General features: G+C 64.0%; 11 protein-coding genes and 1 riboswitch. Of the genes, 4 read left to right on the plus strand and 7 right to left on the minus strand.

Features of this window, described 5'->3' with window-relative positions; genetic code table 11:
• The 7 genes from VGL01_RS24035 to VGL01_RS24065 all read right to left on the minus strand — a co-directional run.
• On the minus strand, positions 1-377 hold a 377-nt coding region (locus VGL01_RS24035), incomplete at its 3' end, for a hypothetical protein (protein ID WP_331573848.1).
• A 6-nt stretch (positions 378-383) separates the two neighbouring features.
• Positions 384-1,457: a cobalamin biosynthesis protein CobW gene (cobW, locus tag VGL01_RS24040; RefSeq protein WP_414720337.1), complete on the minus strand. Its 1,074-nt coding sequence runs from the start codon at positions 1,455-1,457 to the stop codon at positions 384-386.
• A gap of 42 nt (positions 1,458-1,499) precedes the next feature.
• A complete protein-coding gene (locus VGL01_RS24045; RefSeq protein WP_414720338.1) occupies positions 1,500-2,597 on the minus strand; it encodes a HoxN/HupN/NixA family nickel/cobalt transporter in 1,098 nt (365 codons plus the stop codon).
• Between the two features lie 167 nt (positions 2,598-2,764).
• A riboswitch (cobalamin riboswitch) is annotated at positions 2,765-3,044 on the minus strand.
• Positions 3,045-3,063: 19 nt separating this feature from the next.
• Positions 3,064-4,965 (minus strand): tetratricopeptide repeat protein, encoded by a 1,902-nt coding sequence (locus VGL01_RS24050; protein ID WP_331573849.1) that lies wholly within the window; start codon positions 4,963-4,965, stop codon positions 3,064-3,066.
• Entirely contained in the window at positions 4,962-5,444 is a 483-nt protein-coding gene (locus VGL01_RS24055) for a DUF4019 domain-containing protein (RefSeq protein ID WP_331573850.1), read from the minus strand. Before VGL01_RS24055 ends, VGL01_RS24050 begins: the two co-directional genes overlap by 4 nt.
• The gene (locus VGL01_RS24060; RefSeq protein ID WP_331573851.1) at positions 5,441-5,863 is read right to left on the minus strand and encodes an outer membrane protein assembly factor BamE; all 423 of its coding nucleotides are present in this window, start codon (positions 5,861-5,863) and stop codon (positions 5,441-5,443) included. The genes VGL01_RS24055 and VGL01_RS24060 overlap by 4 nt, the downstream gene beginning before the upstream one ends.
• Before the next feature lie 98 nt (positions 5,864-5,961).
• Positions 5,962-10,179, minus strand: a complete 4,218-nt coding sequence (locus tag VGL01_RS24065; protein WP_331573852.1) for a YadA-like family protein — start codon at positions 10,177-10,179, stop codon at positions 5,962-5,964.
• A gap of 967 nt (positions 10,180-11,146) precedes the next feature.
• Here VGL01_RS24065 and VGL01_RS24070 point away from each other — a divergent pair.
• The 4 genes from VGL01_RS24070 to VGL01_RS24085 form a co-directional block, all read left to right on the plus strand.
• A complete protein-coding gene (locus tag VGL01_RS24070; RefSeq protein WP_331573854.1) occupies positions 11,147-11,563 on the plus strand; it encodes a cobalamin biosynthesis protein in 417 nt (138 codons plus the stop codon).
• A 20-nt stretch (positions 11,564-11,583) separates the two neighbouring features.
• Positions 11,584-12,186: a cob(I)yrinic acid a,c-diamide adenosyltransferase gene (gene cobO / locus VGL01_RS24075; RefSeq protein WP_331573862.1), complete on the plus strand. Its 603-nt coding sequence runs from the start codon at positions 11,584-11,586 to the stop codon at positions 12,184-12,186.
• Positions 12,187-12,188: 2 nt separating this feature from the next.
• Positions 12,189-13,493, plus strand: a complete 1,305-nt coding sequence (locus VGL01_RS24080) for a cobyrinate a,c-diamide synthase (protein WP_331573856.1) — start codon at positions 12,189-12,191, stop codon at positions 13,491-13,493.
• Positions 13,494-13,550: 57 nt separating this feature from the next.
• A partial coding sequence (locus VGL01_RS24085; protein ID WP_331573864.1) for a DUF1810 family protein occupies positions 13,551-13,722 on the plus strand: 172 nt, incomplete at its 3' end.

A 13,722-nucleotide genomic window follows, 5' to 3' on the forward strand; every position in this document is an offset into this window, starting at 1 on the left:
ACGAGGTTCTCGTCCTCCTGCAAATCGCCCGAGAACATGACGAGCACTTGCTTGCGGCGCCGGGCCAGTTCGACGAGCCGCTCGATGCCGTACGGCCAATACGCCTCGCCGCCCAGGTGATCGACGACGATCACGCGCGCATGCTGAAGCACATCGTCGACATAGAAATCGATCGACGCCGGCTGGCGCAGATATGCCATATTGGCGAGGCGCAGGCTCGGGAAGCCGGCGCCGATCCGCTCGACCACACTCGCCAGCAACGATAGCGTCGTATCGGCAGAGCTCATGACGACGATATCGGCCGGACGCTGGTCGATTCGCACCACGCCGGCAGTATCGTCGACGAAGCCCCCAGGGACGGTTCGCAGCAAATGCATGAGGCGTCAGGCCGGTTGTAACGGCGCGGCAAGCGCGGCGTCGAATGCGCGTTGCAGCGCGGTTGCATCGAGGTCCGCGCCGATCAGCACGAAACGGCTCGCAGCAGCCTCGCCGGCCTGCCAGCGGCGGTCGAAATAGCTGTCGAAGCGGCGCCCGACACCCTGGACCACGAGCCGCATCGGTGCGCCCGGCAATGCTGCGAACCCTTTGACGCGATAGATCGTATGCGTCTCGACGAGCCGCGCCAGCGCCGCAACCGCATGCTCGCGCGAGCTCACGCTGCCCTCGACCACAACCGAGTCGAACTCGTCGTGATGGTGATCGGCATCGTCGACGGAACCGTGGTGGTCCACGCGTAGATGAATGGTCTCCTCGGACGCGGCCTGAAGGCCGAGCAGCACCTGCAAATCGAGCTCGCCCTGCTGTGCACGCACGACCTTCACATGCGACGGAATCTCTTCGCGCACCAGCGCCTCGACAGTGACCATCCCCGCATCGTCGAGCAGATCCGTCTTGTTGAGGACCACGAGATCGGCCGCGCACAGTTGGTCTTCGAACAGCTCGTGCAACGGCGATTCGTGGTCGAGATTGGGATCGGCCCGACGCTCGCGCTCGATGGCCAACGGGTCCGCCGCGAATTGACCGCTCGCAACGGCCGGCCCATCGACGACGGTCACGACCGCATCGACCGTGAAAGCATTCTTGATGGCGGGCCAGTTGAAGGCTTGAACGAGCGGCTTCGGCAAAGCGAGGCCCGACGTCTCGATGAGCACGTGATCGATACTGTCGCGGCGCTCGACGAGCGCTTCCATGACGGGGAAGAACTCCTCCTGCACGGTGCAGCAAAGACACCCATTGGCCAACTCATAGAGCGCGCCGGCGGCGCCGTCCTCCTCGCAGCCGATGCCGCAGCCTTTGAGGATTTCGCCATCGATGCCGAGTTCGCCGAACTCGTTGACGATGACCGCGATGCGCGCACCGCGCGCGTTTTGCAGAATATGGCGCAGCAGCGTGGTCTTGCCGCTGCCGAGAAAGCCCGTCACGACGGTGACCGGGATCTTGCGCATGGAAGTGTGCATGAGTACCTCGATATCGTTCGAAAATGTCTCGCGAGCCGAAGCTCAGGCCGACAGTGTCACGTCGATTTCGTCATAGCGCTTGAAGCGGTAGATCAACGCCGACACGGCCCAACTGAACAGAAAAATGCCGATGACGAAATAGCCGAGCAAACCGAAACGGTCGGCGGCGCTGCCGATGAAATCCCAGAAGGCACCTTTGAGCTGGAGCTTGTCCGCGGCAAGGGCGAGTGCTTCGACACTGCCGATCACGAGCGCCACCACGACGGAGACGAAGGTGATCGTCATGTTGTAGTAGATCTTGCGAATCGGCCGAACGAAGGCCCAGCGATACGCGCCCGTCATCAGAATGCCGTCGGTGGTGTCGACGAGCGACATGCCGGCCGTGAAAAGCAGCGGCAAGGCGGCGATGGACCAGACCGACATGCCGCCGGATGCCTGCGTGGCCGAAATGCCGAAGAGCGCCACTTCGGTGGCCGTATCGAAGCTCAGGCCAAACAGGAGACCGATCGGATAGAGGTGCCAACTGCGCGATGCGAGCTTGAAAAGCGGTCGGAACAGGCGCGCAAGCAGGCCTCTCCCGCCGAGCAGCAGGTCCAGGTCTTCTTCGACGATGGGCTCGCCGCGACGCGCCGCGCGAAACGTGCGCCACATCGAAAGCAGGATCGCCATATTGGCCGCAGCCAGTATCAGCAGAAAGAACGCCGACACACAGGTGCTGATGACGGCGCCGATGGACCTCAGTTGCGAGAAATGTGCCGTCAGTGTCGACGCCGTCAGCGCAACGGCAATCGACATGAGCACGACCACCGTCGAATGCCCGAGCGAGAAGAAAAAGCCCGCACCGAGCGAGTTGCGCCGCTCCTGCAGCAGCTTGCGCGTGACATTGTCGATTGCGGCGATATGATCCGCGTCCACGGCGTGGCGAAGGCCGAACGTATAGGCAAGCAATGCGGTGCCGAGCAAAACCGGCTGACCGTGAAAAGCGACGAAGGCCCAGACCCAGGCCCCTAGATTGAACACGAGCAGCACGGCATAGATGCCTGCCACCTTGTTGCGCAACGCAGTGGAACTATCGTTGAAAAGCCCCGCGATGGACTCGAGCACGGCGGTCCCCTTATGGAGATCGAGACGGATTGACATGGACGTGCCCCGCCCTTGCGCCACCACGCGAGATATCGCACCGCTCGTTCCATTGCCCGGTGCCGGCCAACGGCGAAGCCGAACCTGATCGAAGCAGGAAAACGAGGTGCGATGACGCAATGACAGCGCGAAGCGAAGCAGTCCCGGCTGGCATGCCGCCCACCGCGGCATCCGCCTTCCCTCTGGCCGGTATCCGGGCTGACGAAAGCGCCGCTTCACCTTCCCGCGCGAGTGGTGTTGTTTCTTGCGCAGTGGTTGCCTGCATACACGGCCTTGCGTGCATGCATCGAAGCCGGCTCTGCATCGCGTTCGCGATGCGTTCGCTCACCGTTGCGGGGGCAGCACAGGTCGATCGTGCCGGCATCGTTCGCCCGGACGCGCTCCTGTTTCCCGTTTAACTGCGCACGCAGGAATGCGCGCGCGAGCACCAGATTGGCTGCGAGTGTAAGGGCGCGCTCAGCGAGCGTCAAGGACGCGCGCCGGCTCCTTGCACCGCCGGTTGCCGGGCTGCCTGTTCGAGGTCGGCCCTCAGTTCGGCCAGCGGTGCCGTCCAATCCCGATAGTTGCGCTGACGATAGAGCCTGATGCTCGGATACCACGGGCTGTTCCGACGCTCCGTCATCCATACCCAGTGCGGGTTGACGTCGAGCAGCAACCACGTGGGCCGGCCCAATGCGGCGGCCAGATGCGCAACGGACGTGCAGACGGTCACGACCACATCGAGGTTGGCAATGAGCGCGGCCGTATCGTCGAAGCTCGCCAACTCGCTCGTTCGATCGACGACGTGCAGTCCCGCGCGTTCCATGCGCTCGACGTCCTCGGCTGCGCCGGGTTGCAAGCTATACCAATCGATACCGTCGATGCGGGAGAAGGCTTCGGCGTAGCGCTCCGGGCACACCGCGCGCACGGAATTGCGCTGATGATTGCGGCTGCCCGTCCACACGAGGCCCGCTTTCAGGCGAGCGCTCCCACCGATTTCGCCACGCCAACGTTCGACGCGGGCCGCGTCCGGTACCAGGTACGCCGCGGGTGCGGGGAGCGCTTCGAGCGTGACGCCGAGCACGAGCGGCAAGCTCGCGAGCGGGAGCTGATAGTCGAAGTGGGGCAACCGCTCGACATCGCTGGGCAAGACCTCGACATCACAGCCTGCCAGGCTTCGCTTGAAAAGCTCGTACAGCGGACGAAAACAGCAGCAGATGACCTTCCCGCCCGCATCGCGCGCGTGTTTGACGATAGACGGCAAAAAGCGAATGAACTGGATGGCATCGCCATGTCCCTGCTCGCCCCAGACGAGCAGCGTCTTGCCCTCGAGCGCTTCGCCCTGCCAGCGTTGGCCTGGGCAAAACGCCTCCTTGCCCGCAAGCTCGGGCGATCCGCTCCAGCGCGCCTCGAAATTGATCCAGCCGTTTGCGAAGTCGCCTTGCATCAACTGCAGCATCGCGACCGAGAACTGGATCTTCGGCTCCGCGCCCGATATTTTCGCCGCGTGCACGATCGCATTGAACGCCTCGGCCCATGACTGCGACTCGCGGGCCGCATTGCTCAAGGCAAGCTGCGCCAGCGCGAAATCAGGCGCCAGCGTTGCGGCGCGCCGTGCGGCGATCAACGCTTTGTCCGGCTCGCGCAACCTCAACCAGACATTGGCGAGGTTCGTCCATGCGAGATGATGATTGGGCTCCGCGCGAAGCGCCTGCCTCCCGACTTTCAACGCCGCGTCGTATTCGCCTCGCGTGTAATGCAGCGCCGAGAGGTTATTGCGCAGCATTGAAACGCCGGCATCGAGCGAGAGGGCATGCTCGTACGCCGCAAGCGCCGCATCGAGCGCCCCGGCCTCGTGATGCGCGAGGCCGAGCGAGAACCACGCGTGCGCGGAATCGGGGGCGAGCTCGCACCATCGAGCAGCGACGGTTGCAGCGATATCCGTCCGCCGTACCGCATGGGCAAGCGCAGTCCACTCGGCGAACCAGTCCGTTGCATCGGGCACCGCGCGGTGCGCGCGTTCGAAGCAGTCGAATGCACGATCCGTTGCCCCGGTGAGCGCCGCCAGACGTGCAGCTTCGACGCAAGCCCCGCTGTGGGCGGGCACTGCCGCCAGCACGCGATCGACCCACTCGCCCGCCTCCTGGTAGCGCCCGCACAGCCGCAGCAGCTGCGCTTGCAACGTAGCAACGTCGGCATTGTTGGGAGCAAGCTCCAGGCAATCGGAAAGCATCTCCGATGCCTCGATCAATTCGCCCGCCTCGAGATGCCGACGAATCTTCGACGCCCGCGGGCCCGCATCGAACGCCTCGGGCACCGTGCCGCTCGCCCTCGATGGCGTCGCATCGCGTGCTTCAGCGGCGCTGGAGCCGAATTGCCGATCGTTCATTTCTGGCCGACTTGCGCCTGTGCTGCAACGCCCTGACTCTGCCGCGGCTCGTAACCGGTGAAATACCATCGGCCGTCGCTGCCGAGCTGGAAGCTGACTTTTTCATAGACGACACGACCGTCTGCCAGCCATGTCGCATAGTCGACGTTCGCGTAGAGGCCGTCGGGCACCGCCTGGTTATGCGAATAAGTCAGGCGGGTCACCGATGCCCATCCGCGGTGATCGACCGTGCCCAGCGCGTTGCGCGATTGCGAGAGGCCCCGTTCGAATGCATCGGCAGCGTACTTCGCGCGAACGAAAGGTGCGGTCTGCTGCCAGACCGTCGCATATCGGCCCGCATCGATTTGCTCAAGCACGCGCTGCGCGTCGCCAAGCAGTTCGTCCGCGGACGTGCCCGCCTGCGCACCATGCGCCAGCATCGACACCCCCGCGAGCACGCATGCCGCGGCTACTCTGTATCTCCCGGCGATACCCTTCATTGAACCTTCCCCGATGTGTCCGATCGATCGACGCCGTCCGCGATCTTAGCAGGTGCAAATCGTTCGCACTGCTGATCGTTCCATCGCGTCCGATTCACTCGCCCATGATCGTCGAATGCGATCTGATATTCGCATGTAAGCGTCTTGTCTTCCGTGCGGAAATGGAACAGGTAGTTCCACACACGGACATGAAAGACGCTTTCATGAAAATGCGGCGCACCGATCAACGGATAGACCTGCCCCTTCGTCATGCCGGGCTCGACCATGCGCAGGTTATCGACGTTGGGAAACGTGCCATCGGGCCACGTGGCCACGCTGTGCTCGGGAAACGAGGCGTCGGTCGACGGGCCCACGCATGCGGCGAGACCGATCAGGCACGAGAGCGCGCCGACTGTTGCCGTAACGGATCGAATATTCATTTTCTTGGCGTCCCTATGAATTCATGTTGCGGCGAACGGGAGACAGGCCAGGAGGCGGGCAACGCCGCATCCCCTCGCCCCCCATCGAGCCAGACTCATCACCATTGATATCCGGCACCGACCACGGCGCCATAGCTGCCACGCGTATTGGTCGAGACCGCCGCCTTGTAAACCCAATGGTCGTTCTCGGAAATCGTCGAAATGCCCAGCGCCTGGCCCGACTGCCCGCGATAGACGCTGCCCGCGATCGCGACCATGCTCCGGCCCGGACCCGTCGGTTGCGGCAGGCCCGCGACCGCCATCGCCGTGGCCGCGCCGCCGTCGGCATCGCGCCGATAGGAGTCGAGATTGTTGCGAATCCCGGCGATCTGATTGTCGGTATAGGCGTTGGCCTGCGACATCGCATTGTTCAACTGCTGCACGTTGACCGCGTCGGTGGCCGCTGTGCCGGCCGCTACGTTGATGATCTGTCGCGACGACGTGGTCGATCCCACGGCCACCACGTTCGTGCGCCCGCCATCGTTGCTGCCCGAACCGATCGCGGTCGATCCGTTGCCAGTCGCGCTGGCACCGACGCCGACCGCCGTGGTGCCGTTACCGGTTGCCGAGGAGTTATTGCCCACGGCCGTGCTGTTCGACCCCGAGGCGACCGAGCCCGATCCTCCCGCCGAAGAATTCGACCCGGTCGACACCGGCGGCGTCGTGCTGCCGCCGGAACCGCCCGGCGTCGACGAGAAGTTTCCGCTGTTGGTGATCAGCGTAGTCAACTGCTGCTGAACCGCCTCCAACTGCGAGACATTGACCGCATCGGTGCCGAGACGGCCCGCGGCCAGGCCGGTGATTTGGCGGCCGCCGACGTTCACCTCGCCCACCGAGGATTGCGGCGTGCTCAACCCGTAGGCGATGTAACTACTCAACGCGCCGACCGTCGTCACCGAACCGGCACCCAATGCCACGCTATTGGCGAACGATGCGCTCGAGCCGGAGCCCAACGCGAGGGCATCGACGGCGCTGCTCGTCGCGCCGGAGCCGATAGCCACGCCGCCCGCGAAGCCGGCATTCGAGTGCGCGCCTTGTGCGATGGACTGAGCGCCGTTCGCCGTCGAACCGCTGCCGAGCGCGATGGCATCGGCCTGTCCCGAGGTCGAGGCTTCGCCAATTGCAACGCCGCCAGGAGCGTTCTGTCCCACGATTGCCCCGTTGCCCATGCCGACGCCGTTATCGCCATTGACGACGGTCGTCGGCCCGACGGCGACCGAGTCCGCTCCGATCGCCAGCGAGTCGGTCGCGGACGAGTTCGCGTGGAAATACCTCGTCGCCGAGACCGAGAACGCCTGCAGCGCGCCGGAGAGCTGTCTGACCGTCACGGCATCGTTCTGTCCCGTGCCGTCCGCCACATTCGTCAACTGCCGGTAAGTCTGGCTGCCGGCCGCCGCATTACCGAATGAGACCGCCCCGAGCAGCGTTGCGTCTTGCGTGTTGAAAGGAATGGCCTGACTACCGGCCGCGATCGATCCCTGTGACGAGCTCACCGGCCGATCGGAAACCGAGCCGGAGCCGATCGCGACACCGCCCGCCACCGAAACGGTCGACTGTGCGCCGAGTGCCATCGCGTTGGCGGCCTGCGCCAGCGCGCCGTTCGCCGCGGCGAGACTGTCCGAGCCGCTCGCCACCGCGAGCGGCCCGATCGCGACGCTGTCGGTGCCCACGGCTTGACTGTCGGCCGCCGTCGAATTGGCGTGGAAGTACTTGATGCCCGCGCCATTCTGAATGTTGTTGACGGTCGTCGCGAGCGTGGTGACGTTCTGATTCGTCGTAAAGAGTTGCGAACCGTTGACCGCGTCGGTGCTCGTCGAGCTCAGCGTGCCGGGCGCAACGTTCGTGATCACGTTTGGACCGGTTCCACCATGGTTCGCGCTATAGGCGCCGGTTCCGCCGTTGGCCGTCGGGTCCCACTGCAGCGAATTGCTTTGCGTTTGAGTGAGTTGCGATTCGACCGATTGCAACTGGCTGACGTTGACGGCGTCGGTCGAGGCCGAGCCTGCCGCGACGTTCGTGATGCGCCGCTCGTTGCCGGCGGAGCCAACGGAGACCTCGCCGACCGGCGCCGTGCCCGCCAATACGCCCGTGCCCGGGTTGTATGCCGCGAGGCCGAGGTTCGCCGTCGTCGTCGAGTTCGAACCGAGCGCCACGGCATTCGCGGCCGTCGCTTGTGCATTGCTGCCCAGTGCAACCGCGCCCGTATTGCTTGCACTCGCCCCCGAACCGAGCGCGACACCGCTCGCGCCCGATGCCGTTGCGTTCGGGCCTGCCGCTATCGCATCGATTCCCGTTGCACCGTTATTCGAAAAATTGCCTTGCTGCGTGCCGTTATCGTTGACGCTGTAGTAGTGGGTCGCGCTCGCGGCCACCGCGGAGTTCAGTTGAGAAACATTGACCGCGTCCGTCGATGCTGTGCCCGCGGCGACGTTATGTATCTGCGTGGGCGCACCGCCGGGGTCGAGCGTCAGACTCGTGAACGTGACCGTGCCACCGACGACGTCGTACTTGACGGCCTGGTTGTTGAGCGTCGTAAACGATGACGACAACCCGGTCAGCGTCGTCGAAATATTGCCGATCGCCTGGTTCGTTGCAAAGAGTTGCGAGCCGTTGATGGCATCCAGGCTCGAGTTGGTGATCTGGCCTGCCGCGACGTTGGTGACCTGCCTCGGCGTGGTGCTCGTGCCGACGCTGACCACGCTCGTGGGATTGCCGCCCGCAAAATTGACGGTATTGCCGGCGATGGTCCCGGTCGGTGTCGGATTCGGCGCGGCCGTCGTGGAACCGGCGCCGAGTGCGACATCGTTGCTGTTGGTGGCAACGGCGCCCGAACCCAGCGCGACGCCGTTGGTATTGCTGGCGAGCGCGCTCGAACCGAGGGCGATGCCGCCGGCGCCCAAAGCACTCGAAGTATTGCCCAGCGCGACCGAACCTTGGCCCTGGGCGTTGTTGCTGTTGCCGATGGCCACGGCACCGTTACCGTTTGCCGTGTTGTTCGCACCGACCTGCACGGCGCCCGTGCCTATCGCCGAGCCCGGATCGCCGATGGCGACCGCGCCATTGCCGCTCGCCGTCTGTCCTTCACCGAGCGCGATGGCGCCCGTCCCGCTCGTCACCTGCGAGTTGTGTCCACCGGCGATGGAACCGGTGCCTGCGGCTGCCGCAACGGTGGTGCTATCGCCGAAAGCGACAGTTGAAGCCGCGGCTGCGTTGGCGTTCGGGCCGAGCGCGGTCGCGCGCGCGGCGCTCGCCACGCCGCCGAGTGCGATGCTCGCTGCACCGGTCGCCCAACCGCCGAGCGCCACGCTCGACGCGCCTGAAGCGGTCGAATTGATGCCGATCGACGTCGAGTTGTCACCGGTTGCGTGGGCGCCAGGCCCCAACGACGTTGCGGACGTCCCGCTCGAGAAAGCGAGGTCGCCAAGCGCGATACCGAACAGCGCGGAAGAACTCGCCCCCACCCCGATGGCGATCGAGCTCGTGCCGGACGCCTTTGTTCCCGAACCGGGCGTCCCGGCTATTCCGCCGCCCGCGCCGATTGCAATCGACGAGGTACCCGTTGCGCCCGTGTTGGTGCCGATTGCTACCGCGGACGGCGCACCCGAGAGGGCGCCGCTTCCCACGGCGAGCCCGCCCCCAGCCACGCTGCTGGCTGTGGCCTGGTTGCCGATCGCGACAGCAGAGGTTGCGGCGGCCGTAGCCTGATTGCCTAACGCGGTGGAAAAGCCGCCTGAGGCCAGTGCGGCAAAGCCATACGCTGCGGCTTGTTGGCCGGATGCAGTGGCACTGTTTGCGACAGCGACGGCCGAGCCGCCACTGGCGCTGGCCCCGCTTCCCATTGCCACAGCGCCCAATCCCGGAGCATTCGACCCATTGCCGATCGCAACGCTGAAGTTTCCCGCAGACGCGAACGCGCCGATCGCGACGGAACTCGTTCCTCCGGCCACCACGAAATCGCCAAGCGCCGTTGCATTGACCGACGAGGCCGTCGCCGAAATACCGACCGCAACGGAATTGATGGGAGCTGCAACCGAGCCGCTGCCTGCGGCGTACTGCGCGTGGGCGCTTTCCGGCACGAGCGTGCCCGAGAGCGCAATGGCAGCGGCAATCACCGTCATCGCCCCGCCCGCTCCCGACACGGCGTGCTTTGCGGCGATTCGCGGAGCACGGACGCACACCGCTGCCGCGCAACGCTTGCCACCCGTACTCGCCAGCTCGGACGCCGCCACCCAGGCCCCCAATGCTTCACTCCAGATCGTCTTATACGATTTGTTCATTTTTGTTCCGCTGTGCGGCCGTCATTAGATGAAAAAGAAGAACAAAAACCGCTATCGATTGTTAAAACAACGCGCTTTGCGAACGATCTCGTGCCACGCCATGGGTTCATGACAGTTTTGTGTCGAAGGAGCCATCGGATAGACACGCGCAGGCAAACATCGCCACTTAATTAGGACCCCTAATCACTCGATTGACGCTTGCCCCTCGAGAGGGCATGTGCATACGTCGGCCAGTAATTGCGATTCGAGAGCCGGGAATTTTCTAAGTTAAAGAAAGCCCCTTCCTCATCACGCGAGGAATACCTGAATGCAATATTAAATACGCCGCCCTACCCCGGATTGATCAGCATCCGGAGGGTTGAGGGACGAACGTCGAAAAACAGGATTTAAGGCGGAGCGTCGCGTTGCGGAGCTCGCAACCAAATAACGACCGAAGAAATGAGGACACCATCGGCACTTGCACCGCGCCGAGGCAAACGTTTGCGCCACCCGTTGTTATCCGCCATGCCCATTTGCATTCCTGCCCAAGGAAGGTGCAGCCCGTATTGTTCTCGTTTTCGACACGGGGATGGTCTCCTATGTCGCTGGCCATTGTTATTTTTTGGGGCGCTATTGATTCATAGCACCGTACGTCATCTGTTCGGCATTCTGTCGGAACAACTCTGTGTTCGCAATAGTCTGTCTAAAAGTTCTGAGCCCGCTTGGCGAAAAAATGACAATTATTGACAATCGCCGGCTTCGCTGGCACGAGCGCTAAACTTTCACTGTAGGACTGAAAGGGTCAGCTCGAGCGCGTTCCATCGGGGTGCTCTCGCACAGGCTCGCCGGCAGTATGGCGTGTGCTATCTTATGGCCGCGCCGCTGCCGGGGCGTTCGTCCAATTCTCGTTCGACGGTTCGCGCGCGAGCGTGCGCCGTTCGATCAGCACCGCCACAGTGAGGCCCCGCACGCCGGGGCCAAAGCCGACATGACGTATCCATCGTGCGCCCCTCCCCCTTCGCGAGCAACGCTGACGCTGGGCGTCGGCTGCCGGCGCGGCGTCACCGTCGAACAGATCGAATCCGCTGTGGCGGCCGCACTAAGCGGGCTGCGCCTCGAAAACGTTAAGCGCATTGCCACGGTCGCATCGAAAGCCAGCGAGCCTGCGCTGCTGGCATTCGCGACTCGCCATGGCATTGCCCTCGTTACGTTTTCGATCGAAGCAATCGAGCGCTTCCTCGACGAGCACGACGCGCTCGATCGCTCGCCGCTCGTTCATGCGCATGTCGGCACCCGCGGCGTCTGCGAGCCGTGCGCGCTCCTCGCAGTCCCGGGCGGCCGTCTCGTCGCGGCAAAGCAGGCGTACGGCGATGTGACTGTCGCCATTGCAGCAGCGCCGGAATGACACCACTCAGAGAGACTCAGATGAAGACCGATACCGATTCGCATCAACGCATGACGCAACGCCGTCGCGAAGGCCACGAGAAAAAGCAAGCCGCCGCCACCCACGAAAAAGGTCTCTTGATCGTCCATACCGGCAACGGCAAGGGCAAGAGCACGGCCGCATTCGGTATGGCGGTGCGTATGCTCGGGCACGCCGAACGAATCGGCGTCGTCCAGTTCATCAAGGGCGCCCTTCATACTTCCGAACGCGATTTCCTTGGCAGCCATCCGCAATGCGACTTCGTCACCATGGGCGACGGCTACACCTGGAACACACAAAACCGCGACGCCGATATGGCGACCGCTCGCAAGGGTTGGGACGAGGCGGTCCGCATGATTCGAAGTGGCGAATATCGAATGGTCATACTCGATGAACTCAACACGGTCCTCAAGTATGACTATCTGCCGTTGGAGGAAGTCCTGGGCGTACTGCAAGCGCGAGAGCCGATGCTGCATGTGGTCGTGACCGGCCGCCACGCACCCGATGCACTGATCGAGGCTGCCGATCTCGTCACGGAGATGCGCCTCGTCAAACATCCGTATCGCGAACAAGGCGTGAAGGCGCAACGCGGCGTGGAGTTCTGACGATGCCCGCATGCCCCGCCCTGTTCATCAGCGCACCGGCGTCCGGCCAAGGCAAGACCACGATGACTGCGGGGCTTGCCCGAATGCATCGCCGGCAGGGGCGGCGCGTGACGGTGTTCAAAGCCGGACCCGATTTCCTCGACCCGATGATTCTCGCGCGTGCAAGCGGAGCCCCGGTGTTTTCGCTCGATCTGTGGATGGTCGGCGAGCGCGAGTGCCGCCGCCTGCTTGCGGAGGCGGCCGAACGCTCGGATCTGCTGCTGATCGAAGGCGTGATGGGCCTTTTCGATGGCACGCCGAGCAGCGCAGACCTCGCCGCGAAGTTCGGCGTGCCCGTCGCCGCCGTCATCTCGGCCAAAGCCATGGCACAGACGTTCGGAGCGGTCGCATTCGGCCTCGCCCGCTATCGCCCGGACGTCCCGTTTTTTGGCGTGCTCGCCAATCATGTCGGCTCCGCGCGCCACGCCGCGATGCTCGAAGAGGCTCTGCCACGCGACCTTCGCTGGCTCGGCTACGTGGCACCTTCCGAGGAGATCGGCTTGCCGTCCAGACACCTCGGACTGCATCAAGCCGACGAAATCGCAGGCATCGAGACACGCATCGAGAGAGCGGCGGACGCGCTATCGCAGACGGCACTGGCTGAACTGCCGCCACCCGTCGAATTTCAGGCCGAAGCAGCCGATGTTCCGCCTGCCTTACTGGCCGGCTTGCACATCGCGATCGCGCGGGACGCCGCCTTTTCATTTATCTATCCGGCGAACGTTGCGCTCATCGCCGCGCTCGGCGCCCGTGTGAGCTACTTCTCCCCGCTGGCCGACGAGCCTGTGCCGCCGGGGGTCGATGCGCTGTATCTTCCGGGAGGCTACCCCGAGCTCCATGCTGCCAAGCTCGCGACGAGTGCCGGAACAGCCCATTCGATCCGAGCGCATGTAACCGCACAAAAGCCGCTGGTTGCCGAATGCGGCGGCATGCTCTATCTGGTGGAAAGTCTGACGGACACGGCAGGCACCCGCCATCCGATGCTGGGCCTTCTCCCCGGACATGCAACGATGCAAACGCGACTCGCGGCGCTGGGCATGGAGCAGATCGCGACGCCGCATGGCACCACGACAGGCCATACGTTCCATTACTCGCACCTCGATACGCCGCTCCTACCCATTGCACACAGTCGACGAGCGTCGTCCGACGAACCGGGCGAACGGATATTCGCACACGGCCCGATTTTTGCGACCTACATGCACGGCTACTGGCCCTCGAACCCCGAGTGGGTGGCGGCGCTTTTTCGCGGCCAATGGAGCGTATTCTGAGCGGCAGTAGGTGTCGGGCCGCGCCAGTGCCAATGCAAGGGCAGGAGGGAAGGCAAAATGAGCGATGCGCAAGATGCAACATACGACTTACAGCGGTTCGTCGATGCGCAGGCACCTGTCTACGAGCAGGTCAGCACTGAGCTGCGCTCGGGCCGCAAACGCACGCACTGGATGTGGTTCGTGTTTCCGCAGATCGCCGGACTGGGTAAGAGCGCCATGGCGCAGCGCT

The organism is Trinickia sp., from assembly GCF_036503415.1.
Lineage (GTDB): Bacteria > Pseudomonadota > Gammaproteobacteria > Burkholderiales > Burkholderiaceae > Trinickia.

What these genes read in the sequence shown, in the direction of transcription:
- cobO (WP_331573862.1), top strand. Translation starts at nt 11,584, where the DNA reads ATGAAGACCGATACCGATTCGCATCAACGCATGACGCAACGCCGTCGC.
- cobW (WP_414720337.1), bottom strand. Translation starts at nt 1,457, where the DNA reads ATGCACACTTCCATGCGCAAGATCCCGGTCACCGTCGTGACGGGCTTT.
- VGL01_RS24060 (WP_331573851.1), bottom strand. Translation starts at nt 5,863, where the DNA reads ATGAATATTCGATCCGTTACGGCAACAGTCGGCGCGCTCTCGTGCCTG.
- VGL01_RS24050 (WP_331573849.1), bottom strand. Translation starts at nt 4,965, where the DNA reads ATGAACGATCGGCAATTCGGCTCCAGCGCCGCTGAAGCACGCGATGCG.
- VGL01_RS24055 (WP_331573850.1), bottom strand. Translation starts at nt 5,444, where the DNA reads ATGAAGGGTATCGCCGGGAGATACAGAGTAGCCGCGGCATGCGTGCTC.
- VGL01_RS24070 (WP_331573854.1), top strand. Translation starts at nt 11,147, where the DNA reads ATGACGTATCCATCGTGCGCCCCTCCCCCTTCGCGAGCAACGCTGACG.
- VGL01_RS24080 (WP_331573856.1), top strand. Translation starts at nt 12,189, where the DNA reads ATGCCCGCATGCCCCGCCCTGTTCATCAGCGCACCGGCGTCCGGCCAA.
- VGL01_RS24045 (WP_414720338.1), bottom strand. Translation starts at nt 2,597, where the DNA reads ATGTCAATCCGTCTCGATCTCCATAAGGGGACCGCCGTGCTCGAGTCC.
- VGL01_RS24065 (WP_331573852.1), bottom strand. Translation starts at nt 10,179, where the DNA reads ATGAACAAATCGTATAAGACGATCTGGAGTGAAGCATTGGGGGCCTGG.